Origin of the sequence: Niallia sp. FSL R7-0271, from assembly GCF_038005785.1 — a bacterium.
In the GTDB taxonomy this organism is placed as follows: Bacteria; Bacillota; Bacilli; order Bacillales; family Cytobacillaceae; genus Niallia.
Genome location: NZ_JBBOTZ010000002.1, coordinates 404,835 through 430,182, shown reverse-complemented (window position 1 = coordinate 430,182; position 25,348 = coordinate 404,835). Strand labels below are relative to the sequence as shown.

General features: G+C 33.4%; 19 protein-coding genes. 4 read left to right on the top strand and 15 right to left on the bottom strand.

Annotated elements, in window-relative coordinates:
* Positions 1–150: 150 nt before the first annotated feature.
* From MKX82_RS22150 to MKX82_RS22140, 3 genes are all read right to left on the bottom strand, one after another.
* Entirely contained in the window at positions 151–2,178 is a 2,028-nt protein-coding gene (locus MKX82_RS22150) for a Na+/H+ antiporter (RefSeq protein WP_341080102.1), read from the bottom strand.
* A gap of 364 nt (positions 2,179–2,542) precedes the next feature.
* Positions 2,543–3,982, bottom strand: coding sequence for an MDR family MFS transporter (locus MKX82_RS22145; protein WP_341080099.1), 1,440 nt, complete (start codon positions 3,980–3,982; stop codon positions 2,543–2,545).
* A gap of 385 nt (positions 3,983–4,367) precedes the next feature.
* A complete protein-coding gene (locus MKX82_RS22140; RefSeq protein ID WP_341080097.1) occupies positions 4,368–5,123 on the bottom strand; it encodes an AraC family transcriptional regulator in 756 nt (251 codons plus the stop codon).
* A 124-nt stretch (positions 5,124–5,247) separates the two neighbouring features.
* Between MKX82_RS22140 and MKX82_RS22135 the strand changes: the two genes are divergently transcribed.
* From MKX82_RS22135 to MKX82_RS22125, 3 genes are all read left to right on the top strand, one after another.
* Positions 5,248–7,170, top strand: a complete 1,923-nt coding sequence (locus MKX82_RS22135; protein WP_341080095.1) for a right-handed parallel beta-helix repeat-containing protein — start codon at positions 5,248–5,250, stop codon at positions 7,168–7,170.
* A gap of 358 nt (positions 7,171–7,528) precedes the next feature.
* Positions 7,529–8,911, top strand: coding sequence for an MFS transporter (locus tag MKX82_RS22130; RefSeq protein WP_341080093.1), 1,383 nt, complete (start codon positions 7,529–7,531; stop codon positions 8,909–8,911).
* A 382-nt stretch (positions 8,912–9,293) separates the two neighbouring features.
* A complete protein-coding gene (locus MKX82_RS22125; RefSeq protein ID WP_341080092.1) occupies positions 9,294–9,710 on the top strand; it encodes a DUF4304 domain-containing protein in 417 nt (138 codons plus the stop codon).
* A gap of 225 nt (positions 9,711–9,935) precedes the next feature.
* Here MKX82_RS22125 and MKX82_RS22120 read toward each other — a convergent pair whose 3' ends face one another.
* From MKX82_RS22120 to MKX82_RS22095, 6 genes are all read right to left on the bottom strand, one after another.
* Complete coding sequence (locus MKX82_RS22120) at positions 9,936–10,499, bottom strand: hypothetical protein (protein ID WP_233317287.1); 564 nt, start codon at positions 10,497–10,499, stop codon at positions 9,936–9,938.
* 231 nt (positions 10,500–10,730) lie between these two features.
* On the bottom strand, positions 10,731–11,102 hold the full coding sequence (locus tag MKX82_RS22115; RefSeq protein ID WP_341080090.1) for a cupin: 372 nt from the start codon (positions 11,100–11,102) through the stop codon (positions 10,731–10,733).
* A gap of 182 nt (positions 11,103–11,284) precedes the next feature.
* A complete protein-coding gene (locus tag MKX82_RS22110; protein WP_445738864.1) occupies positions 11,285–11,635 on the bottom strand; it encodes a hypothetical protein in 351 nt (116 codons plus the stop codon).
* A 1,068-nt stretch (positions 11,636–12,703) separates the two neighbouring features.
* Positions 12,704–13,090 carry a hypothetical protein gene (locus MKX82_RS22105; protein ID WP_341080089.1) on the bottom strand — a complete coding sequence of 129 codons (387 nt, stop codon included), beginning with the start codon at positions 13,088–13,090 and terminating at the stop codon, positions 12,704–12,706.
* 362 nt (positions 13,091–13,452) lie between these two features.
* The gene (gene ascB / locus MKX82_RS22100) at positions 13,453–14,850 is read right to left on the bottom strand and encodes a 6-phospho-beta-glucosidase (RefSeq protein ID WP_341080088.1); all 1,398 of its coding nucleotides are present in this window, start codon (positions 14,848–14,850) and stop codon (positions 13,453–13,455) included.
* A 77-nt stretch (positions 14,851–14,927) separates the two neighbouring features.
* Positions 14,928–16,859, bottom strand: coding sequence for a beta-glucoside-specific PTS transporter subunit IIABC (locus MKX82_RS22095; protein ID WP_341080086.1), 1,932 nt, complete (start codon positions 16,857–16,859; stop codon positions 14,928–14,930).
* Positions 16,860–17,018: 159 nt separating this feature from the next.
* Here MKX82_RS22095 and MKX82_RS22090 point away from each other — a divergent pair, with 159 nt between their 5' ends.
* A complete protein-coding gene (locus tag MKX82_RS22090; protein ID WP_341080085.1) occupies positions 17,019–18,560 on the top strand; it encodes a PucR family transcriptional regulator in 1,542 nt (513 codons plus the stop codon).
* 73 nt (positions 18,561–18,633) lie between these two features.
* Here MKX82_RS22090 and MKX82_RS22085 read toward each other — a convergent pair whose 3' ends face one another.
* The 6 genes from MKX82_RS22085 to MKX82_RS22060 all read right to left on the bottom strand — a co-directional run bounded on the left by MKX82_RS22085 (position 18,634) and on the right by MKX82_RS22060 (position 25,179).
* On the bottom strand, positions 18,634–19,068 hold the full coding sequence (locus MKX82_RS22085; protein ID WP_341080084.1) for a MarR family winged helix-turn-helix transcriptional regulator: 435 nt from the start codon (positions 19,066–19,068) through the stop codon (positions 18,634–18,636).
* Between the two features lie 162 nt (positions 19,069–19,230).
* Positions 19,231–20,667, bottom strand: coding sequence for an MDR family MFS transporter (locus MKX82_RS22080; protein ID WP_341081590.1), 1,437 nt, complete (start codon positions 20,665–20,667; stop codon positions 19,231–19,233).
* A gap of 352 nt (positions 20,668–21,019) precedes the next feature.
* On the bottom strand, positions 21,020–21,463 hold the full coding sequence (locus tag MKX82_RS22075; RefSeq protein ID WP_341080083.1) for a DinB family protein: 444 nt from the start codon (positions 21,461–21,463) through the stop codon (positions 21,020–21,022).
* Between the two features lie 153 nt (positions 21,464–21,616).
* A complete protein-coding gene (nudK, locus tag MKX82_RS22070) occupies positions 21,617–22,633 on the bottom strand; it encodes a GDP-mannose pyrophosphatase NudK (protein WP_341080082.1) in 1,017 nt (338 codons plus the stop codon).
* Between the two features lie 2 nt (positions 22,634–22,635).
* Positions 22,636–23,835, bottom strand: coding sequence for a MerR family transcriptional regulator (locus MKX82_RS22065; protein ID WP_341080080.1), 1,200 nt, complete (start codon positions 23,833–23,835; stop codon positions 22,636–22,638).
* 870 nt (positions 23,836–24,705) lie between these two features.
* Positions 24,706–25,179, bottom strand: coding sequence for a hypothetical protein (locus MKX82_RS22060; RefSeq protein ID WP_341080078.1), 474 nt, complete (start codon positions 25,177–25,179; stop codon positions 24,706–24,708).
* Between the last annotated feature and the right edge of the window lie 169 nt (positions 25,180–25,348).

Below are 25,348 nucleotides of genomic sequence, written 5' to 3'. Positions count from 1 at the left end.
TGTTCGTTTATTTTTTTAGGAATTTTATCCAAAGTATATGGATTTCGCCATTAAGTTGCCATGAAATATATATTTTTTGGCTAAAAAAGTCGCTATATAGCGACTCTTTTTGTTATGATTTTAATAATAAATCCCAACTTGAATTTCCCATTATTCTGTATGCTCGATAAGCGCTGCACTCTCGAAATAATTAACCATTCTTCGCAAGTCTTTTGTTTGTTCGTTGCTTATTTCGCCATTTTGGTACATCCTTCGTATTTCCGTACGTTGTACATCCATCAACATAATACGAAGTTCTTCTTTTTGAGCCTCAATTTTTGCATTGAATTTTGGAGTCCCATTAGCAGTAATTATTTTCCGATAATCATAAATGACAGTATATATGATGCTCGGTTCCTCGTACTCATTCGCCAGGGCTTCTAGTTGTTCTAGTGCAATTTGGGAAGCTTTAATAAGATGTTGTTTTCCTTCTTGTTTTTGTACCAATCGATCTTTTCCACCTTTTGAACGTTTACTGTTCGAACGTTTCCAGTCTCGAAATACATTTCGGATGAGGAGTCCAAACCGAGATTGAACATTTTGTAAAAGCATCTCTTCTCGCAGATCTAAGATTTTCATGAAGAGTTCAAACAATTCTTCATTCATTTCCCCTTTATCTCTCGTATCCTGTATGTATTTCTTCTCTGATTTCAAAGCCATTAAACGAACTTCCGTTACCTTTTGTACAAATTCAGTACTACTATTCTCCGTTAATCCCTTTTCAAAATCAGATTGATTAAACAATGCCTTAAAATCGTCCATCAATTGATATGCAGCAGTTTCGTTTTCTTCGTTTATTTGTAATCGCATCTGCTTCAAAGATGCTAGAAGCAACTTGTTCTTGGCTGTATTAACATCCAAATAATTAGATAGCTTCCCGTCAGGTATATCTTCTCTACTAATTAAGGGAAGGAATATGGTAGCTACAATTAATGTGAACAAAATAACACCTGCAGCTATGAATAATAGCAGGGAACGCTCAGGGAAAGCCTCTCCACTCATAGTCACAAGCGGAATGGACAAGACTCCGGCCATCGTCACAGCCCCACGAACCCCGGTTAAACTGATTAATAGGGTCATTTTCACCGTCGGTTTATCTACAATCTTCCTTCTTTTGAACCAATACTCATAATAAGAAAACACGTATGACCATATAAATCTGATTGCCAATATTGCTCCTCCTATTGCCAATACATAACCTACTGCAAGAAAAGTTTGAATGTTAGGATTCTCGATTGTTGAGCCTATAGAATTAGGAATGATCAAGCCTAGCAGTAGGAATACAGTTCCATTTAAGATAAACGAAAGCGTGGTCCAAATGTTTTCGGTTAAAACCTGTTCCTCCGCCTGCATACGTTCCGTTTTTTCTCGAAGCAGTGAATGAACAATTCCCCCTACCACTACTGCAATGACCCCGGAAGCATGAAAGCACTCTTCCGTGATGATATATATTAAAAATGGAGACATTAATTGAAGTAATGAATGTAAAGTAACGTCACTGATTCCTCTTTTGCGTAAGCTGTATCGAATCCACGTCAATAACAAACTAAGTACGATTCCTAAAATAGCACCAATGATAAACATATATGAAAAGTCATATATTGCTTCCTTTACTGAAAAGTAACCTGTAACTACTGCAGCTACCGCATAATTGAAAGCAACTAGTCCAGAGGCATCATTTATAAGTGACTCTCCTCTTACAAGATTCAATACTGCCTCAGGAAGACGCACGCGCTTTGCAATACCGTTTACCGCGACTGGGTCTGTAGGTGACAGAATGGCTGCTAGAGCGAAGGCTGCAGGTATAGGAATATTAGGAATAAGCCAATGGATAAAGTACCCTCCACCAAGAGTAGTTAACAGGACTAGAACAACTGCATTACCCAAAATCGGAGCCCGCATTTTCCATAACTCATCTCTTGGAAAATGTCTTCCATCATTGTAGAGAAGTGGAGCAACGAAGAGTAGTAAAAACCACTCCGATTCGATTTCTAGATGGAATTCATTTGATAGGAGAGCTAACGCGATTCCAAAAGTAATCTGGGTCAGAGCAGTAGGTATAAATGGTAAATAGTGGCTAATAATATTAGAAATTATTAAACACACTAGCAGTAATATAATGGTCATTAAGATTTCCATTTCGTTATTCTCCTTTGTCATATCGCAAAACAAAATTTTCTTCAGTTCCTTTTAATTACAAAGCCTATGTTTTCAAGGCGATAAATCTTAGTATGTAGGAGTTATTCTAGACTATACAAACTAGACAACTAGAGCTAAACTTTCCAATATTACTTATTAGTGTCTTTCTACTGGAAATGTCTTTGTTTAAGCAATTCGTTATAACACAGACGACTTTAATAGGACAGCCCTATTAGTTGGGCTGTCCTATTAAAGAGTTGTTTAGCATTTATGCATTGCATAAATGCTAAATTCCTAAATAACATCGTTTAAAGGAAGTAAAACTAACAATAAATCCTTTTCAACCTTCCTAACAAAGATCGTGTTACTTTGCTTTAGCCTTCTGGGATGGAAGCGCACGTTTTGTGAAGAAGAAACTAAGCACGAGTGCCACAAGCGAAAAACAAAGGGTTATCCAGAATGTATTGCCGAAAGCTTCACCAAGCTGTTCTAATGAAAAATTGGCTGGAAGCTCTCTAATTTGAATAGAAAGATAAGCTGTCGTAAACGTCACACCGAATGAGGACATTATTTGTTGAGCAGAAGTTGTGATTGGTGTTACTCGGCTAACAAGTTCCTTTGGAGCAGATTTAAGCACATGAGTATTGATTTGCATCATAGTCAAGCCTTGACCTAGACCTGCAAATGCAAAGCTGGTCATAATGTAAACCGGGCTTGTTTGAGCATTGAGTTGTGTTAGTGCAAATAATGAAACAGACAAGGAAATAATCCCTGTAATTGCCACAGGACGAACACCATATCGGTCAAACAATTTTCCACCGAGATTAATCCCAATCGTAGTAAGAATTGCTTGCGGAATGATATATAGTCCTGCCTCCAGAGGTGAGAGTCCCTTCACCTGTTGCAAAAACAAAGGGAATAACAGAATACTGCCGAACAACGCAATCTGATTAAGCCATGCAACGATAATTCCATGTACGAATGCACGAGAACGGAAAACTCTAAGCTCCAGAAGCGGAGATTTCTGACGCAGTTCGTGCCAAATGAATATTGCTAGAAAAAGGATGCCGCATACGAGGGAACCAATAGTCCATGAATTAGACCATCCCCTCTCACCCGCTTGATGTACCGCAAATACAAGTGAAGCAAAGGTAATAGGTGCCAATATTGCGCCGACCAAATCAAGTTTACTATTATTCCGCGGTTTTACTTTAGGTAGATACCTCCCTGCCATGAATAATGCGAGTAGTCCAACTGGCACATTGATGTAAAATATCCAGTGCCAATTTATATACTCAATAAGCCATCCAGATAAAACTGGGCCAAGAATCGGTGCAAGTAACATCGGGATACCAAGAATACCCATAACTGAACCACGTTTATCAGGTGGAGAAACGGAAAATACGGTTGCAATCCCAATTGGAGCAACCATGCCTCCCCCAAGCCCTTGAAGGATACGGAAAATAATCAGTTGATTAGGTGTCTGCGCCATGGCACACAACACAGAAGCCAAAACAAACAACACAATACTTGTCATAAACATCCGTTTTGGAGAGAAACGGTCCGAGAACCATCCAGCGAGCGGAATAACGGCTGACAGTGACAATGTATATGCCGTAATCACCCATTGGATGGTACTGAGATTGGTATGAAAGGCATTTACCAATTTTGGAACAGCCACATTCATGATTGTGCTGTCTAGTATGACGAGGAACATCCCCGATGCTACTGCAAGTAGTACTGGTAAAATTTGTTTTAATGAAAAGGCAGTTTGTGAACTTCCAGAATTATTTATTAAAGACATTATAGAATCACACTTCTTTCTGTTATAAATTTTGAAACGTGTTTAATTTACTTTAATAAGGTCTTCCTATTTATATCATCACGAACAACGTTCGTCAAGAACACCATTCGTATTTGTCATCAATTTCCTTCTTCATCTATCCAAACTACCTAGTCATACCAATCATTTCTAAGGTGAAGGCTTAATTAACTCTTTACTTTCACCAATAAAAGAACGTGTGTTAAATCCCTGAAAAACTTTACATTATTATAATTTTCATTAGCATAATATCTTAAAAATTCAGTTGGAATAAGAAATTTATGACCTTCTTATTCAACAAAGGATAACCAGAATTATCTATTTTCATAAGAAGGCAAATACCTAGTATGTTCAAGATTTATAAATTTTAAGAAGACTCCTTATATTGTCTGGGAGATTTTTTAGTAATTTTTTTAAAATTTCTATTAAAAGAACGAATATTATTAAAACCACAGTCCATCGCTATTTCGGATATAGTATTTTCACTATTTTTTAATAAATAACATGCTTGTGAAACCCGATAATGCATAAGGTATTCCGTAAATGTCATATTAGTCATTTGAACAAAAAGTTTAGATACATATGCATAATCATATTGAAGATTTTTCGCAACAACTTTTAATGTGCAATCATTCATATAATTTGTATCCACATAAAGTAGAATTTTGTATAGGACTTTAGTTTTTGGGGAATGGGTTACTGGAATAAAATTAGTTTTACTTACCAATTTACTACAAATATCATATAAAAAACTTTTTTGTTGATAAATGGAGTCTAACCCTTTGATATTAGGCAAATGGGTTAGATGCAATACATTGTTTTCTGGAATATATCCTTTGTAATTCATAAAAAAATGTCCAATTAATTCAGGAGAAAAAATCAAGATTGTAATGTTTGACTGAGTAATCATTTTTAATTCATGTAATTGATTATTAAAAATAAATGCTAAATCATTTTTACGAAGTATATATTCCTTTTTATTAATTGTTACTAACAATTCCCCCTCATGAACAATAATAAATTCATATGCTCGGTGAAAGTGAAGAGGAAAATTACTATTAACTAAGGTGAAATATTTAAATGATTCCTGCTCTTTAAGTCCGTAATGTTCAAAAAACACCATAATCTATTTCCCCCTTCATAAAAACACTAATATTGACCATTATTATACCATGTCATGTATATATTTTAGCTCTTCTAATTCTTATAATTTGATTAAGATACCAATCAGATAAGGAGGAAATACGATGGCTTCAAAATATCATGTAGCAAAAAATGGCTCAGAATACGGGGATGGCTCAAGACAAAAACCATTTTCAACAATAACTCAGGCAGCATCAATTGCAATAGCTGGAGATACTATTATTGTCCATAAAGGTGAGTATCGAGAGTGGGTGAAACCAAAGAATCCAGGATTAAGTAATACGAGAAGGATTACCTACAAAGCCGCCGATGGAGAGAAAGTAGTTATTAAAGGTTCAGAGCAGATCCAAAATTGGAATCATGTCGAAGGATCAGTATGGAAAGTAGTATTATCTAATGATTACTTTGGAAACTTTAACCCTTATAGGGAAGAGATTTTTGGAGATTGGGTTGCATATAACCCTGGAAAACATCTGGGTGATGTATATCTTAATGGAATGTCTTTTTATGAAGCTGAAAATTTAGAGCAAGTACTAAATCCCACAATACAATTGGAAGTATTAGACCATTGGACAGAGAAAATTGTTCCTGTCCATAATCCAGATCAAACAAAGTATGTCTGGTTTTCAGAAGTGGATGCCAACCAGACAACAATCTACGCTAATTTTCACGATTATTATCCTAACGAAGAATTAGTAGAAATAAACGTTAGAAAAAGTTGCTTTTATCCAGAAGAAACAGGCATTGATTATATTACGGTAAGAGGCTTTGAAATGGCACAGGCAGCAACTCCATGGACTCCTCCGACAGCCGATCAGCCGGGGCTAATAGGTCCTCATTGGAGCAAAGGATGGATTATAGAAGACAATATTATCCATGACTCTAAATGTAGTGGTATTAGCATTGGGAAAGACATTTCCACAGGAGACAACTATCGAACTAAACGAAAAGACAAGCCAGGCTACCTATATCAAATAGAAACTATCTTTCTTGCAGAACAAGCTGGTTGGAGTAAAGAGAAAATTGGTTCACATATTATTCGAAACAACACAATATATAATTGTGGTCAGAATGCTATTGTTGGTCATTTAGGCTGTGTATTTAGCGAAATCTATAACAATCATATATATAATATTGCTTTAAAGCGAGAGTTTTATGGACATGAGATTGCAGGTATAAAACTCCACGCTGCTATTGATGTACAAATATTACACAATCGAATCCATGATTGTTCTTTAGGTACATGGCTAGATTGGCAGACACAAGGAACCAGAGTTAGTGGTAATCTTTACTACAAAAATAATAGAGACTTGTTTATAGAGGTGAGCAGTGGCCCATATATCGTCGATCACAATATTTTAACTGCAGATTATGCTTTAGATAATCATGCCCAAGGAGGGGCCTACGTAAACAATTTAATTCGTGGAAAAATGGTTCATCGGAAAATGCTTAATCGTTCAACTCCATATCATATTCCACATAGTACTAAGATTAAGGGGTTTGCAGTTACTTATGGAGGAGATGATCGTTTTTACAATAATATCTTTATCGGGGAGGAAGGTCTTGAAGGTGTTGGTACTGCTCATTACAATGGTTATACAACTTCATTGGAGGAATATATTAAGTCAATTGAGCCTGATTGTCCAAGTGTAGAAGGCTTTATGCAAGTAGAACAACCGGTTTATATTAACAATAATGCATACATAAATGGAGCTAAACCTTTTAATAAGGAGCTTGAAAAACTAGAAGTAGAAAAATTCAATACAAGCCTAAAAGTAATTGAAGAGGGAAATGAAGTCTATCTTTCTATCGAGTTGCCCGAAAATTTCGAGGACATGTACGGAAGTATTTTAGGCACTAAAACATTGAATAGAGTCCGAATTGCAGATGCAGATTTTGAAAATCCAGACGGAAGCGAAGTAAATTTAGATACAGATTATTTAGGAGAAAAAAGAATGGAAAAAGGCATACTTGGACCAATCCTTAAATTAAAAAAGGGGAAAAATAACATAAAAATTTGGGGTTAATAAACATTTTAAAAACCACGAAATGAAAACGCTTTATCTTTTACCTTTTTATTCAGTCTAATAGAACTCCAAACTTATAATTGGAACTATAATAATGGAGTAATAAATGTTGAAGTAGCAAAGAACATGTCAAAATCTACCTACTGTGAGCAATGTATTCAATTTTAAATATTATTGGACTATGGTGTCAAAAAATTTGTTTTTGACACCATACATGAAACAACATACTCCCTGCTACTTTTTCATTCAGTAGTAAGACTTAACCTATATATTTTTGTAAGTGTTTACACATTGTTTTTTTTAGAAAGTTTCTAAGTATTTTGATTTTAACCTTATAAAACAATCACGGAGGATTAAAATGAAAACAAGTACTGCAGAACATCTTATAGGAAATTCAAGTCAAAAAATAAGACTGAATGAAAAAATCGGCTATGCCACTGGGGATTTAGCCTGTAATTTCATCTACCAAACTGTAAGTAGTTATTTATTATTTTTTTATACGGACATTTTTGGAATTACAGCCGCTGCTGCTGGATTAATGTTTCTAATTGTTCGTATCGTTGATGCGATTCTTGATCCATTTATTGGTGCAGTTATTGATAAGACTAAGACCAAATATGGCAGATTTCGTCCTTACCTTTTATATGGCGCTTTTCCATTTGCCGGTGTGGCGATTCTCTGCTTTACAACACCGGGTTTCTCTGATCCTGTGAAGCTAGTTTATGCTTATACGACCTATATTTTATTATCCATTACTTATTCAGTAATAAACATTCCGTATGCAGCACTTACATCTGCTATTACTCAAGATAACACTGAAGTTGTCAGCTTGACCTCTGTCCGTATGCTTTTCGGAAATATTGGTGGATTGATTGTTTCATTCGGTGTACCCCTCTTAGCTGGAATTTTCACAAATATGACGGGAGAAAAAGACACCGGATGGCAAATTACTATGACTATCATGGGTATTTTTGGAGCAATTTTATTGCTGGTCTGCTTTTATACCACAAAAGAACGCGTACCACTTAATCATTCAAAAGAAGCTGAAATTAATTTCAAAGATATTTGGATACAATTAAAAACAAATCGTCCTCTAATTATAGTATGCTTTTTCTTTATACTTAACTTTGGGGTAAACTCTATTGTTAACTCTGTTGGAATTTATTATGTAACTTATAATGTAGCAAGGCCTGAGTTAGTAAAATGGTACGGTCTAATGGGAACTTTACCTGCCCTCATTCTAATGCCTTTAATGCCATTGATGTATAAATGGATGGGTAAGAAAAAACTATTATTTACAGCTTTATTATTAAAAGCAATCGGATTATTAGCTTTATTCATTATTCCACCAACCTTTATTCCACTGGTATTTGTTGGACGTTTAATAACCGCACTAGGTACACTTACAGCAGGTGCATTTACATGGGCGTTAATACCTGAAACTATTGATTATGGCGAATATAAGACTGGTAAACGTGCGAGTGGTGTTATCTATGCATTAGTTGGATTTTTCTTCAAATTCGGCATGGCAATTGGAGGCATTGTTCCTGGTTTGATTTTGGCCAAATTTGGGTATATTGCCAATCAAACACAAACGCCAGAAGCATTACACGGTATTTTGATGACTTTGACCGTCATTCCGGCTGTATTTGTTATAATTGAACTTGCTGCAATATTCTTTTATAACTTGGATGAAAAGGAACATAAGCGAATTCTTTCTATATTAAAAACTAGACAATAAATAGTATTTAAAATTGGAAAAAATAAAATAAAATAACTAGGATTTCTATTACATCTAAGTAGAATGTACAATTTGAAGTACAAAAATTGAAATTAGTTTTAAAATTAAAACCCCATAAAAAAATACTCTTTGCTTTTTAATCGTAAAAATGGAATATTAGAAAAGTAGATTGATTCACTCCCCATATTTTTAGTTAGAAAAAAACTACTTTTTATAGAATTAAGTAAACCCATCAATGCCAATTATTGATGGGTTTGTTGCTTCATTTTTCTAAATGCTTCTTGAACTAACCTGCCACGATTGTTCTACAAAGAAAAATCAACTAAAATAAAAACATAAACCGTAATTTAAGTAAGGAAAAATCATTCTAAGGAGTAATAGAATGGCCTCTATTGAAAGAAAGAAAATGGATAATGCTTTAAAACAAGTAGTAATCCCAATCCTAAGAGAACAAAATTTCAAGGGATCACTTCCACATTTCAGAAGAATAAATGAGAATAACATTGATTTAATTACCTTTCAATTCAACAATTGGGGAGGCTCATTTGTTGTTGAGTTAGCTAGTTGTTCTAAGGAAGATACCCCCGTTATTAGGGGAGAAAAGCTTCCACCAAATAAAGTAACTGCACATTTTATAAATGATCGGTTTAGATTAGGAAGTGAATCTTTAGAAGAAGACGGTATATGGTTTAATTTTGAATCTGCAAAAAGCGACCAAGATTACATTGAAGTTGCCAATAGTGTACTGAATCTTCTACATACCTCTGATAGAACATGGATTTCTTCTCTATATAAATAGGCAATTCTTTTTAGTATTTCCCTTAGGGTTAAGTAAAACCATCAATAGTTTAGCATTGATGGTTTTACTTAATCCTTCTTTCACTATCCTGCCATGATAGTACCAGAAGCACATAAACTGCACTGGTTAATGCTTAAGTTATTATAAGGATTCTGACCAGATTGTTGTATAAAAAAGAACCTTCCATTATTTAAGGAAAGACCTGTTAGCTTATGAACTTTTAAATTAAATATCACAATTCTTCAAATCAATTTCATACTCTTTAGGAATATAATTTAACAATTTTAATGTACTATTGATTCTATTATCATCAGTGAATACCGTTAACCCAACTTCATCTATATCAATTAAGGTTATTACCTTGTCCCAATTAAGATCAGGGAATTCTATTGGATGATTCCAATTCACACTTGGACATAACTCACCCAATAGTAAACTCTCACCTTTTATCATAAACGAACGGAAACCATTAGAAGCAAACCCCTCACAATATCTCGTTGTTAGTTTTAATTGAGCAGCAGACTCTACTTTAAGAATCATCCATTCATTTTTTTTATTACATACATAATCAATATGTAATTCCTTCACCTTTTCTATATCTTCATCATCCATTAACTCAGTTGATAATACAAAGAATAAAGGAAACTCAAAAGTATTTTTTATAAAATTATTTGAAAAACCTTCAAGATCTCTAAAATTTACTCCAAGACTTAAAACTGTGAGATTCCTCTTTTTAAACTTAATTGAGTTAATAATGCTTATATCGCTATTTTGAATAAAAACCGACATTATGTTCACTTCCTACTATTAATGTTAGCTAAGTTATGCCTAAAGCTAAGCTATTTAAACAGAATACTAACTAGTTATAAATAATAATCATTTATGGAACACTCCGTTCTTGATTAATTACCTATTTTAAAATTCAGTAAGTATATGGCTATTTTAATTTTAATTCTTCTTCAACAAACCTGCCCTGATAGTGACAGAAAGGGAGATTTCCTTAGTAAATGGAAATCTCCCTTAGTCCTTAACCAATTTATTTTCCAACTGCATAAATAAGGAAGGTTCCAATTTCTTACTTTCAATTACAATAGCAGTTAGACCTTCTCTGCTTTTTGTTTCATGCCACTCATCTTTTTCCCAGAATACAGCATCTCCAGATACCACTTTATAATATTCAGATGTTTCATTCCTTACATAGCCTTCTCCGTTCAGTATTAAAAGAAGCTGAGGAACTACCGCTTGGTGGTAACCTACAATACCGTTCCTTTCCAAATGCATACAACCAATATTTGTTTCCTGGTCAGTTTGAATAATACGAGACATAATAAAATTAGAGTTGAACTTTGAAACATTTATACCATTGTCCTTATCAAATTTATAAAACTCCATACAAGCCTCCTAGAATAAGAATTTTATTGATGTATGAATTACCTTCTACAATACATTAATAAAATCCTTCTTCCACTATCCTGCCCCGTTTGTGCTATAAGCTATGTTTTAATATATTACAGAAATGCTGACAATTTTCTTTAATAAGAAAAACCACAGTAGCGATTCCCAAGGTGTTTTCTTTACCACTCTCTCCATGGTTCGGTAATGTCTTCATAGGTTTGTAAACCAGCTATATTGGCTGCTTGAATAATATACTCACACAGCTCTTCTCTCTCCATTGTCTCAATAAAATAATCATTGTTTTCATTTAGTTCATTTATGCTGATTACAACATCTTTAACAAAATGTATTATTTCTTTCTTTTTAGGATTAACTCCTAGTTTTATTAGGTTGTTAATATATGCATCAAGAACCTTGTTGGTGGATTCAATATTTTCTGGATTAAATATCTCATCTCCATCAGCCAATCTGCTAGTCCACTCATATGTAGGTTTGGTTAAATCATGAAGACTAACTTTTCCACCTGAAATCTGCTTTGTTTTAAGTTTCTGTTTCGTATAATGAACATACTCAATTCCATTACAAACTGTTAAATTTTCATCTAAGATATTTGTTTCCGGGAACACTAGACTTTTAAGTTTTGTTAATTTTGGAACAAAGCTAAGAGATTGTATATCACCACAGGATATTATTTTAAGATCTTCAAGTTTCTTTAAATTTTGAATAGGAGAAAAATCCTCTATTTTTTTACAATTCTCAAAAGACAATTCGTAAACTGGAGCAATTAAATTTTTCAATGCTGTTATATCAGCTAATGTTCTTAGGTAGTACAATCCCAGGCTCTTTAAATTTACTAATTCTTCAATACCATCAAGTGTGTGGAGGTTTGATTGTGTCAAGCTAAGTTCATTTAAACTTATCAAGTTTTTAAATTCATTAAGACTCTTTGATTTAGGTTTATAACCCCACAATGCAACCTTTTTTAATTTATTTAACTCATTAATTCCTATGGTGTTTTTCGGTAATGTACCATATAATTCTTCTAAGTTTTTTATCTCGTGTATTCTGAATTCTACTTTTGTAGTGGTTTCATTAATTGTCAACACTCTTAATTTTTTCAACTCATAAATACCACCTAGATCTTTCACAAAATGATTATGTACCGACAGCTTTTCAATATCTGGGCAATCACTCAGGAAATTTAAATCATAACAATCAAAGTCCTCTATATCTACGTTCGTTACATTAAACTCATTAATATAATTAATACTTTCTTTTATTGCACTAAATTCGTTTATAATTACCGTATCTCAGTTTGAATTCCTATTTACACAAACATTTCCTATTTTTAAAGTTGGCATAGATACCTCCATATTAACAAGTTATCTTATTTAGGTTAGCTCATATAAGTTTATTTCTATATTTAGTGTGATTTTCCTTGTTAAACTAAACTGCCCTGTTAGTGCCAGAGCAATAATCCTTTCTGGCATAACACTCTTTATTACATCACCTTAATTATTAACCGGTTAGCACATATCAGAACGAAAACTATGCAGTTTGTAAATATTAAACAGTATGGTCCCTAGTTACTTTAAATATCATTTTCCAATTATTAATAAACTAATTTGTAGTGTGATTAATATGTATCTAATCTTGTATACCCAATAGTGTTTGTACTCTTTTGGATTACTCAATTTCTTAATGTCATTTTTAAGGTGATATACCATTAAAAATATTGCTGGTGTAACTCCAAACATCATACAGAAAAGGAATAGTGTTTGATTAAAGTAATTCATTGATTCAGTAGATAAAATTGACCTTAATACTTCACCCACAAATATTAACATTAACAATAAAAATTTCATGTTAGAAGTAAAGATATCGGTTAGATTCTTACCATTTTTTATATCTCTAATAATAAAGAATGGAATTAGTATTAATAAAACAAACGCACCTATAATAAAAAAAATTATATGATCATTCATAAATTTACCTCCCTGTCCCTTCTTTTATTACGTTCTTTAAAATAAAAGGTTTCTTATATTACTTTAAGTGATTTTTTCAGATAGGTCTTCATTTTCAATTAACGTCACAATACTCTTTTCAATCTTAAAACCTTCTTCAACAAAACTGCCCTTTTAGCGACATAATAAAAGGGCTCCTTATATTTAAGGAAAGCCCCCTGTTGTCTAAGTACATTTATTCACAAATAATACTTTTTACAGTAAATGCTACCACTTACCACTAAATTAAATTGTTCGGCAGAACGATTATTAGGTGAGTTCTTATATAAATCCACAGGAAGAGTAAAGAGCAGTCCAAAAGTATGGCTGATTTTACTCAACTATTAAAGTGATTCTCCATTTGTTGCAATTACTTCTTTGTACCAGTAAAAGGAATCTTTCTTGTATCTTTCAAGATTTCCATTGCCATCATCATCTTTATCTACATAGATAAAACCATAACGTTTATTCATTTGTCCAGTTGATGCACTAACGAGATCTATTGGACCCCAAACTGCAAATCCAAGCAGTTCTATGCCATCCTCAATTCCATTTGCAGCTGCTTTAAAATGTTCTTTAAGATATTCTACTCGATACTGGTCATGTACGGACTTGTCCTCTTCTAGCTTATCAAAAGATCCTAGACCGTTTTCTACAATAAATAATGGCTTCTCATATCGTTGATAAAGTTGATGCATAGTTATCCTTAAACCTAATGGATCTATTTGCCATCCCCACTCTGAAGAAGGAATATACGGGTTTTTCAACCCACCAAATAAATTTCCACTTGTTGTCTCCTTACCATGTAAATCTTTAGCAATAGTTAAACTCATATAATAACTAAAAGAAACAAAATCCACTAAGTTCTCAGATAGAATTCTTTCATCTTCCGGTTGTATATCAAGTGTAACTTTCTTTTCTTTAAATAATTTTTTTGTGAAGTATGGATAATAGCCCTTTGCTTGTATATCTGAAAAAAAGAACGTACTTTGATCTCTAAGTAAACCTTCAAAAACATCTTCTGGTTTACAAGAGTATGGATAAAATGGCATTGCACCAAGCATACAACCAATTTTTGCGTCAGGTATAATCTCATGACAGGCCTTTACCGCTAGTGCACTAGCTACTAACTGATGATGCGCAGACTGATAGATAGACTGATATTTATTCTCACCAAGGCTAACGCCTACTAAATGTGGTCTATGCAATATAATATTAATTTCGTTAAGAGTTATCCAATACTTCACTTTGTCTTTATATCTCTCGAAAACAGTTCTTGCATATCTTTCAAATAATTCAACTGTTTTTCGATTATTCCATCCACCATAATTTTCTACGAGAGAATAGGGGAAATCCAAATGCAATAAAGTAACTAATGGCTGGATTCCATTCCTCAATAATTCGTCAAATACATCGTCATAAAACTGTAATCCTTTTTCATTGGGTTCAACGTCATCCCCACTAGGGAATATACGCGTCCAAGAAATGGATGTACGAAGAACTTTAAATCCCATCTCCGCAAACAAAGCTATATCATCTTTGTAATTACTATAAAAGTCAATTGCTTCCTTATAGTTATACCTTCCTTCACTAAACGGGATAGTTGGAGTGGGACCGCCTTTAGGATATACGTCAAATACAGACAATCCCCTCCCATCTTTATCAAATGCTCCTTCAGTTTGAATAGCTGAAATAGCTCCTCCCCATAGGAAGTCTTTTGGAAATTCTACCTCATTCCCCATTTATTCCACTCTCCTTATTCTTTTTAGAGACAATCAAAATTCATTAATTTTCTCTACTAAATACATAGGTATAATTATTATTTTTTCAATGTTAAGATAACTTCTTTTTCATCTATTTCTTTTTCTAAAATACTGGTACTGATAACATCACCAAATTCTACAGTATTTGTGATAACTAATGGAGTCATTATGTCATAACCCTCCGCTTTAATGCCTTCTATATCGAATTCGACCAATTTATCCCCTATTTTTATAGAGTCACCTTCTTGAACAAATGCAGTAAAATATTGTCCATTTAGTTTGACAGTATCAAGACCTATATGAATTAAAATTTCCGCCCCACTATCTGACTTAATGGCTATAGCATGTTTTGTAGGGAAGACAGTAATGATAGTTCCGTTACAAGGTGAGACAACCTGACCAACTGATGGTAGTATGGCTACACCGTTTCCGAGCAAGCCTTCTGCAAATGTTGGGTCATTTACTTTTGATAAAGAGAATAATTTACCTTTTATGGGTGAATATATTTCTGAATCAGCTATTTTAACTACCTGCTCCTTGTTTTCCAATTCTTCTACTTGCTGGAGGCTTTTATTATCAACTTCTCCTTTGTCATCTTTGAATGTAATATATGTTAATATAAAGCTAATTAACATAGCGATTAAAACAGCTATAATTGCAGATATTGGCCCATTCATACTACCAGTTTCCGGATTAATAAAATTCGGAAGTGCAAACAACCCCACACCACCCATAATATAACTTTTTACACCAGCAAAACCAATGATACCTCCACCAATAGCAGCACCTATACAACTAATGATAAATGGTTTTTTTCTAGGTAGGGTAATCCCATAAATTGCAGGTTCTGTTACACCAAAGAATCCAGAAATTGCAGCCGGAATAGCCATTGATTTTAAATTTTTATCTTTAGTTTTAATAAGAATTGCTAGGACGACTGCTGTTTGAGCAAAGGTAGCAGCAAAGTTTGTAACTGTTACAGAGTTAAAACCTAATGTAGCAATATTATTAATAGCTATTGGGAAAAACACCCAGTTAAGACCTAACATAACAAGTATTTGCCATAAACCACCGAATAAAATACCAGCAATCCCCGAATTTAATGCAAACAAAGAAGTTGTAGCTACACCAATTAAATTTCCAATAAGTGTAGTTACTGGTCCAATAACTATAAATGTAAGGGGAACTATAATTATTAAAGTTCCTAGTGGCAACAAAAACATCTTAACTACGTTAGGAATAAATTTAGATAAGATTTTTTGAACTTTTGAAGCAGCATAGCAGGCAACAATTATTGGTATGAGTGTTGATGTATAACTTACTAAAATAACTGGAATTCCTAAGAAGGTTAAGTTTACGTTCGATTGCAGAATAGTTCCTGTGAATATAGTATAAAGTGGTTCACCATGAACTAATTGAACTATAGTAGGATATATTAAACTTGCACCTATTGCCATTCCAACAAAATGGTCTAAATTAAATTTCTTGGCCGCAGTATATCCTAGGAAAACTGGAAAGAAGTAAAACAAGCCATCGCCAATTGTATAAAGAATTTGGTAAGTACCAGAAGTACTATCTAGCCAATGTAATGACGTAAACAAGGATAACAAACCTTTCATTAACCCTGCAGCTGTCAAAATCCCTATTATTGGAACAATAATACCCGAGATCATACCAACAAACTTTGCGAAAAGACCTTTCTTCTCAGTTGAGATTGATCCTTCACTAGAAGTTTGAGGAATATCGCTTATAGATAATACAGTTTTATATACTTCTCCGACATGATTTCCAATAACTACTTGAAATTCTTCACCACTTTTCTGTGCTGTGACTACACCGTTGAGTTTTTTTAATTCTTGTATATTTACTTTACTTTCATCCTTTACTTTAAATCGTAACCTAGTGATACAATGCATTAGACTATAAACGTTTTTATTTCCACCAACATTATCTATTATTTTTTTTGCTAATTCATCATATTTTCCCAATTAAGTTAACCTCCTCATTATGATGTAACACAACGTTGTTGTTTATTACAAATTAATAATATATAATAATTAAACCGTTTCCAATGTATCTCATTTTAAAATTTCAACTATAAACACTTAATAAAATTGTGTTATAACACAAAAGGGGTAAAGCATGAAATGAATCTTACATTATTAGTAAACGAATTTTCATCAATGGGTACTCCTGTTTGGTTATCAAGTGAGTATCCAGAAATTGAAATATATTCAGTTCGCCTACTAAAGAATCAAACAACTTTAAAAGAAGGAATTTTGTATATAGGATTAGCTGAAGATTTGCCTACAATAATCGGAGGAAATAACATTAGTGTACTTTTAGTCAATTCAAAAACATGGATGCAACCTAAGATTGACAACTGGAATATTATTAATATTAATGTGGATTACAATGTACCGAAATTATACGAGGAAATTACTAATATATTAGAATTAGATATTAAACTTTCATATGACAAACAGAAGCTATTTACGCTTTTTAACACAAGTTCTTCATTATCAGAGAAAATTGAACTAACACACCAATTCTTAATTAACCCAATTATTCTGATTGATGCAAGTTCTAAAATTATTGCCATGTCACAAGATGCAGTTAATTATCGATCAGATATTAAAGAACAAAAGGAATTTGGTTACCTTTCCAACCAGAACATGGAACATTTACAAAAGCATAAAATTTATGAGAATACTCGTAAAGCACGTTATCCATATTATGATAACTCTGATTATTTAAGAAACGGTTGGATGCATGGACATATTTATATACAAGATGTCGAAGTGGCACATATAGCTGTTATTGAGGTCAATCATAGCTTTTCTAGATATGATTTTGAGATAGTAAACTTTTTATGCTCGCTTATTTCTTTAGAACTTGAAAAAAGTAGTTTTTTGAGAAGAAATAAAGGATTAAACCATAGTTTCTTTCTATCTGAATTGTTAAACAACCAAATAACGAGTAATTCCATTTTAAATTTTCGTCTAAAACAAATTAATTGGAAAACAAATTCTCATTTTATTATCTTCAGTTTATTTATAAAGGAAAGTAACCTTACAACTCAAAAAGCTGAATTAGTTGCAGAGAGAGTAGCAGTCTTTTTACCAAATAACCGTTGGATACTTTTCGATAATAAAATTATTTTTATTATCAGTAGCGAAAATATGGATGTTTCGATTTTTCTAGAAAATGAATCCTTACTAGATTATTTGATGGCCAACAAATTGATAGCATCAGTAAGCAACATATATACCTCCTTAGTCGATACTAACAAATATTATCAGCAAGCTATTATTGCTTATGAATTAGGAACCTCTCTTAGCAAAGGACAATATTTATATGCTTATCAGGACTATCTGGTATACCATTTAATTAATGTATTTAATAAAGAATCACATCTAGAAACGATCTTCAATTCAAAAGTATTGAAAATTATTGAGTACGATACATTGTATAACACAAACTTACTGGAGACTCTAAATGAATATTTAACCTATATCAATAATCCAGCACTGGTTTCAAATAACTTACATATCCACAAGAATACTTTGTTTTATCGAATCAACAAAATCAAGGAACTATTTGCATTAGATTTGAATAATGGGGAGGAAAGATTTAATATTCAGTTAACCATAAAGATCTTACATTATTTTAATCATCAATTACATTAGTTTTTGTAAAACAAGGAGCAAGTTTCCAAACTAGTCTCCTTGTTTATCGTTTAAACATGATAAAAATTATAAGTCATTTCAAATTACTAATAATATTGTCGAGGACTTTTGTGCAAATAATAATATCATTTGTTTCAATTCCATCAAGTACATTTTCCAAATGATTTTGTACTTGTTGCTTAACACCTAATTGTAATTCTCTTCCCTTTTTAGTTAAACATATTAAATTTGTACGTCCATCATTTGGATCATTGATTCGTCTAATTAATCCCTTTTTAATTAAGTTATCAATCAACCTTGAAATGGAAGTATGATTTTTTTGCAACTCGTTAGCAAGTTGGTTTTGAGAAATACCATCTTTATCAAGAAGAACATTTATTACCCCCCACTGTTCAGAAGTAACGGGATAATTTGAATTCTTAAATCTTTGATTTAACTGGGCACTCATTAGTCGTGAACAAATTTCAATCTTATGTCCTAAAGATTCCTCAAATCTATAATTCTTCATAAATAAGCATCCTTTCACTAAGTTGAAATAATGTGCATATACAACTGTTTATATTATTGATTTTCAAAACAATTAGCAAATAAATATATTTCATTATTAGATAAATATTATTATGAAAAAAGGCAGGAAATCGAAATTCCTACCTAAACATATTGTGTAAATTTATTGAGAATGATGTGATTTTCTAATGAAGATAGCAAAGACAAAACCGATAATGGCAAGTATTAGACCAAACATAAAACCATTCTGTATACCCGCTGTCAATGCTTCTTTTATATCATTAGCACCAAGTGGATGATCTAAGTCTTTCATATAGTTTTCTTGTCCTGCAGACATAATGGTTACACATAATGCTGTTCCCATTGCACCTGCAAGCTGTTGAAGAGTGTTCATAATTGCTGTACCATGTGGATAAAGTTCCCGCGGCAACTGGTTTAGCCCATTTGTTTGAGCTGGCATCATTACCATAGACATACCGAACATTAAGACACAATGGATTATTATAACAGTTATTATTGTTGTTGAAGTGGTCAGATCTGTAAAAAACCATAATGCAACAGCTCCTATAAGTAATCCTGGAATAACTAAAGGTTTTGGTCCAAATTTATCAAAAAAATAACCTGTCACTGGTGACATAAATCCATTTACAGTTCCACCAGGTAATAGTACTAATCCTGAGACAAAAACCGTTAAACCAAGTGAATTTTGAAGATACATTGGCATGAGTATTAAAAAAGCGAATGGTACCATCATTGAAATCATTACCAACACTACGCCTAAACTGAACATTGGATATTTAAATGCTCTTAAGTTTACCAAAGGCTGTTTCATCATAAACTGTCGTAATATGAACAAAATCAGGGCTATAATTCCCATAATAAGGGAATAAATTGTTGCTGGTGATGACCAACCACCCTCTCCTTCTCCTGCACTACTAAGTCCATAAACTAAACCACCAAATGCAATCGTAGACAAGATAATAGATATTAAATCAATCTTTGGTTTTGATATTTCTGATATATTTTGGATATTAACATAACCTATACCTATGATAATAAGCAGAAATGGTAAAAGAACCCAAAATAACCAATGCCAATGCAAGTTTTGTATTATCAATCCTGACAATGTTGGTCCAATTGCTGGGGCAAACATGATAGTAAGTCCGACAATTCCCATAATAGAACCTCTTTTTTGAGGTGGAGTAATTGTTAAGACAGTATTAAACATTAAGGGGATTAACAGTCCTGTACCAGCAGCTTGTATTAATCTCCCTATGAGTAATATTGTAAAAGTTGGTGAAATCGCTGCAATTATAGTGCCAAATGTAAATAAGATCATGGATGTTAAAAACAATTGTCTTGTAGTAAACCATTGTATTAACAATGCAGAAATGGGTACTAGAATACTAATAACTAACATGTAGCCTGTAGTTAACCATTGGACAGTGGAAGCAGTTATATTTAATTCCTCCATTAAGCTACTTAACGCAACATTAAGAGACATTTCGCTAAACATACCAATAAAGGCTGCCGCTAATAATGAAAATAATATAGGTAAAGTTTTCACTTCACTCTTCACTTTATTCTTACCATTGACGATTTCCAAAACTTATTCCCCCTAACAAATTATTATGTGCGTACGCACATAAATATCAAAATAATGTGCATATGCACATAAATTATAATACCGCATGATATGTGCATATGCAAACACTTTGTGGTTTTTGTCTAGCTTTATAGGCTGACCTTTTTACATAAGCATAAAATAACAAGTTGATTCAAAAAGCTTGTTCTAAGCCATCAAGTACTTCGTCTTTGTGAATAAGTGTACTTAAACAAACCTGCCATGTTTCTTCCATAAGCTGTTTTTTCAGCTATTACAGCAATGCTGGCCTGTTACTTAAAGTAGAAAAAAGCATTACTGATGCTTCAGTAATGCCCCGTTAACTCAATTAAATTAAGATTTGCTTGTTAATATGATGCTCCATATGGTTAAGGTAGTCCTGTATAAGCCATTTTAATGTTTTTTGAGTATTCCCAATATTACAAAGATAGGTTAATTTCTCGGAAGGAATATTCTTAATGATATTAATCACTTGCTTATTGAGGTCTTGAAAAAGAGTCAGTATTTCATCAAGTGGTCTTTCTTGATAATTCTGAACTACGACCCATTGTTCTTGATTATACGATTGGATGACATAAGGTTGCTCCGTATATTGAATTTCTACAAACCTCTGAATATTATTTATTGCAGAGTCACAAAGATGTCCTAATATCTCTTTTTTAGACCATTTATTTGGTAATGGACGATTTGATATTTCTATATCTGACATAGAGTTGTATTTCTTTGGTAATGCTTGTATCCAGTGGTTTATTTCATTAATTATATCCTCCACTCTCAACACCCCTTTAACATGTATCTAAAAATCAATATTCTTCTTATCCATTAATACTCCATCTTAACTAAAATGCCAATATAGTTACAGTATTTTCTTGCCTGTTCAGTTTTTTGAGAAGCTCTCTCTTTTTTAAAACGGTTCAACTTAATTTCAAATACACACTTGGTTGCTCTTCTTATCCATTGTCTTTACTACTAGTGGAATATCCTCAATTCGTTCATAAACTTGAAGGCCCTTCTCCCTTGCTACCTTTACCATTTCATCAGCTCCTTGCGATGCTCCTCCAACCCGTAGTACTGCGTTACAGTGATCAAGTAAGCGGACAGAAGAAGGATGGAAAATTCGATTAAAAATTTCATCCCCAATATTCGTTGATCCGGCTGTCGCGATAAGAGGTAATGCATACCATTCCCCAAGGACTGGCAAGTGTCCTAGTTCGTAAACTTGAAGACTAATTTCATTCATAAATTGGACATTCTGCTCAATTAACTTAGGGTCGTCATTTGTACCAGAACGGTAAGGACCTGCAACAAGGATATGCATAGGTTTCTGAGTCTTTTTCTTTACCTTAAGTAGTCCATGGATTTGCACGTACTGAAGCAGTATGATCGTTTTGCCGTCCCTGATTTCACCGGTTTGAATCATGTCGAGAGCTTTTTGAAACGGCAGTTCTATCACTTCGATGTTTTCCTGCTCCTCTTCTAAACCTCCACCCTTTCCCACTAGCAGATCCTCAGTATACTCAGCCACATAAAAGTACAGAAGTTCTGTCACGGATCCAGGTGACATATAAGCTTCGCCAACCTTTTGAACACGGTTGACTTGGTATCCCGTTTCTTCCCTAGTCTCTCTCAAAATACTTTCTTCTGGTGTTTCTTTATCAAGAAGACCTGCACAGGTTTCAATAAGCATTCCCGACTCATTGCCATTTTGATAAGTAGGCATTCGAAACTGTTTAGTCAGTACCACAGTTTGTTTTTGCCGATTATACAGCAAGATCGTAGCACCGTTCCCACGGTCATAAACTTCACGGGATTGTGTCTCCCATTGTCCGTTGTCCTTTTTATATTCAAACGTAACCTTTTTGAGTAAGTACCAATTATTCGATAAAAGTTCTTCGTTTATATTTCTTACTCTTGGGTTTTCGTTTTCGTTTTCCATTGTCATCGTCATTTCCTCCCTAGAAAAATCCCATTCTCTTTTGTCATTTCCATTACTCCGCTCTGCTTAAGAGCTTGGTTGATATAAGTTCGGAATTCGTCAATCTTATCTCCAGAAAGCTTTTCACGGATGATCATAGGTGTCGATATCATATAGTTAATGAGAGTTTCAGCTTCGGTGACCAGTAGGCGATCTTCATATTGGAGTAGTTGGATATCTTTGAAGTAGTCCGACAACAATCTTTCTCCGTTATCAAGGTGAAATCGATAAATGACGTCGTCCAGAACGCGTAATTTGGAATCGAATCCCGCAGCTAAATGGTCTATCTCTTGAAGATGCCGCGTGCTCATAGTAGAGAGACACACCACACCGCCTGGTTTTAATACACGATTCATCTCTTGGAGCGCCCTTGGCATATCAGGTACGTGATAGAGCATATTGTTCGCGATGACCAAATCAAACTGTCCGTCATGAAAAGGGATTTGCTGCGTATCAACAGCCAAAAATTTAAACTGGGCTTCTCTACCAGCCAAGTTACAACGTGCTTCTTCCACCATCCCTATCGAAATATCAGTAAGCGTGATGCGCCAATTGCTTGGAAGTACTTCAGCATTTCTTACCCAAAAGGTACCATCTCCACAGCCTAATTCGAGAACATGGGCATCGTTGTTGCATACCTTCAACTGATTAAAGACCCAACGATGCCAACCAAGTGGATTGGTACTGAACTTATCGTACAGGTTTATCCTCGATTGAAGTAGGGACGCAGTACGGTACTGTTCCCCCCAGTTCTGCTCCATCTGTATGGTTTGAATAACATCTACCAATTGATCTATATCAAACTCATGGGTTCCATTTGTCGTGAGCTCCATTATTTTTTGAATTGCTCGAACAACGTGTACCATATGAGCGATTTTCTGGTAAATAACATCAAGCTGCGCTTGTAAAGAGTGTCTAATCTCTCCTTTAGATTGAGTATCCGTATTCAAAATATCCTGAATTTCTTGAAGAGACAGACCTAAATACTTCAGTACTTGAATCCGCTGAAGCCGTATTATGTCGTCCTTTGTATACAAACGAGTTGAACCTGTACCATAGTCTTGGGGAATTAATAGACCAATTTGATCATAATATCGTAATGTCCTAACTGTTATCCCAGTACTTTTAGCAAGCTGTCCGGTCGTCAAATAATCTATTTTTTTTGTCAAAACCTTCCCTCCTTTCTCATTCCAAATTTTCTTCCATACAGTCTACAAATTTCATTGTACAAGGTAACGTAACGTCACCTTCAAGCAAAAATTAATCATTCGATATACCAGCCCGGTACTTACGTGGTTGTGATCGACCACGCAAATAACCCCCTCCAAAAAGCTTATTAAAGATATGTAATTCTTCACTATTTCCAATAACCCCTTCTTTCACTATCCTGCCATTTTAGTAACATAAAAAAAAATTCTAAATGTGAGACTATTTTTCAGTTTAATTTCTATCATTTGATAAGTAAAACGGGATTTACTTATAGGCAAGTACTATGTTACGGTTTCTATACATCACATATTATATTGGGTTCTATTAGACTTTTCTTAGTCACCTTCCCTTTATACAGTGAAGGGGGCTAAGAAAATATTGTCATGTCAACAGCCAAGTATTTAGACCATATTAGTATTATCTCGTTCGGTCAAAAAGTTATATACAACAGTAAAATACACTTTTGTTTCTTTAATCATGAAAATGGATTATTAGAAATTATAGATCCTGATACAAACTCTATTTTTTTAGTTAAACAAAAATTACTCATCTATAGGATTAAGTAAAACCATCAATAGTTAGCATTGATGGTTTTACTTAATCCTTCTTTCACTAACTGCCAAATTTTTCATTTAATACTGCCAATGCTGATAGTATTCAACATCTAAACTTAGTTCACTATTCTATAACTAGTTATCTGGTCTAAACTGTAATACTTGGTTTCTCAAAGACATATTCTTCACCCTTTCATTTTGGTTTAGTCCTTGCTGTTGGAAAGTCGGAACAATGAATGTTAATAACCTTCCTTTCTCCAAAATAAAAAGGCGTCATTACAAACGCCCTATTTTATCTCTTATAAACTTTTCAGATTCTTCAAGTGAATCATTCTTTATATTATGAAACTCAGTCATTAAATAAACTTCAGCTATTAGAGCTTCTGCAATCTTCCAAGCATTTATTTCTAATGTCATATAGTCATCAATTATTTGCTGCCTTTGATAACCATAATCATTTTCTGATCCGAAGTTATTAATAATAGTTTCTTCGTGTACAGAAATTCTTTGCATTATTAAGTCCATACTGCCATCTAACGCATGACCTATTTCATGATACATAATAATAACTATGTATTCATCGAAACTTAATCCGTAACTCGTATTCTTATAATCCTTGAATAAAGTATCCCTGTTAAATCTAATTGTTTTATCACGATGGTTATAAGACATAACATAAGTTGGATCATTAAATTCCTCTAAAATAATATTGTCCAGATTATGTTTTTTTAATATATCCTTACACAACATTTCTATATGAATTTTAGTATTTATCTCCTTTACCTCCCCTCCCCTTAATTATTAGAGAAAGGAAATAAATGGACAAACATTATTGCTCGTCAAATAACGACATATCATAAGGAAAACTCATTAGTAAATATTATGAATAAATTTTTATGTTACTGGACAATTTAAATTC

What these genes read in the sequence shown, in the direction of transcription:
- MKX82_RS22140 (WP_341080097.1), bottom strand. Translation starts at nt 5,123, where the DNA reads ATGGTGTTTTTTGAACATTACGGACTTAAAGAGCAGGAATCATTTAAA.
- MKX82_RS22060 (WP_341080078.1), bottom strand. Translation starts at nt 25,179, where the DNA reads ATGTTGTGTAAGGATATATTAAAAAAACATAATCTGGACAATATTATT.
- ascB (WP_341080088.1), bottom strand. Translation starts at nt 14,850, where the DNA reads ATGGGGAATGAGGTAGAATTTCCAAAAGACTTCCTATGGGGAGGAGCT.
- MKX82_RS22145 (WP_341080099.1), bottom strand. Translation starts at nt 3,982, where the DNA reads ATGTCTTTAATAAATAATTCTGGAAGTTCACAAACTGCCTTTTCATTA.
- MKX82_RS22150 (WP_341080102.1), bottom strand. Translation starts at nt 2,178, where the DNA reads ATGGAAATCTTAATGACCATTATATTACTGCTAGTGTGTTTAATAATT.
- MKX82_RS22130 (WP_341080093.1), top strand. Translation starts at nt 7,529, where the DNA reads ATGAAAACAAGTACTGCAGAACATCTTATAGGAAATTCAAGTCAAAAA.
- MKX82_RS22115 (WP_341080090.1), bottom strand. Translation starts at nt 11,102, where the DNA reads ATGGAGTTTTATAAATTTGATAAGGACAATGGTATAAATGTTTCAAAG.
- MKX82_RS22120 (WP_233317287.1), bottom strand. Translation starts at nt 10,499, where the DNA reads ATGTCGGTTTTTATTCAAAATAGCGATATAAGCATTATTAACTCAATT.
- MKX82_RS22090 (WP_341080085.1), top strand. Translation starts at nt 17,019, where the DNA reads ATGAATCTTACATTATTAGTAAACGAATTTTCATCAATGGGTACTCCT.
- MKX82_RS22135 (WP_341080095.1), top strand. Translation starts at nt 5,248, where the DNA reads ATGGCTTCAAAATATCATGTAGCAAAAAATGGCTCAGAATACGGGGAT.
- MKX82_RS22125 (WP_341080092.1), top strand. Translation starts at nt 9,294, where the DNA reads ATGGCCTCTATTGAAAGAAAGAAAATGGATAATGCTTTAAAACAAGTA.
- MKX82_RS22085 (WP_341080084.1), bottom strand. Translation starts at nt 19,068, where the DNA reads ATGAAGAATTATAGATTTGAGGAATCTTTAGGACATAAGATTGAAATT.
- MKX82_RS22105 (WP_341080089.1), bottom strand. Translation starts at nt 13,090, where the DNA reads ATGAATGATCATATAATTTTTTTTATTATAGGTGCGTTTGTTTTATTA.
- nudK (WP_341080082.1), bottom strand. Translation starts at nt 22,633, where the DNA reads ATGACAATGGAAAACGAAAACGAAAACCCAAGAGTAAGAAATATAAAC.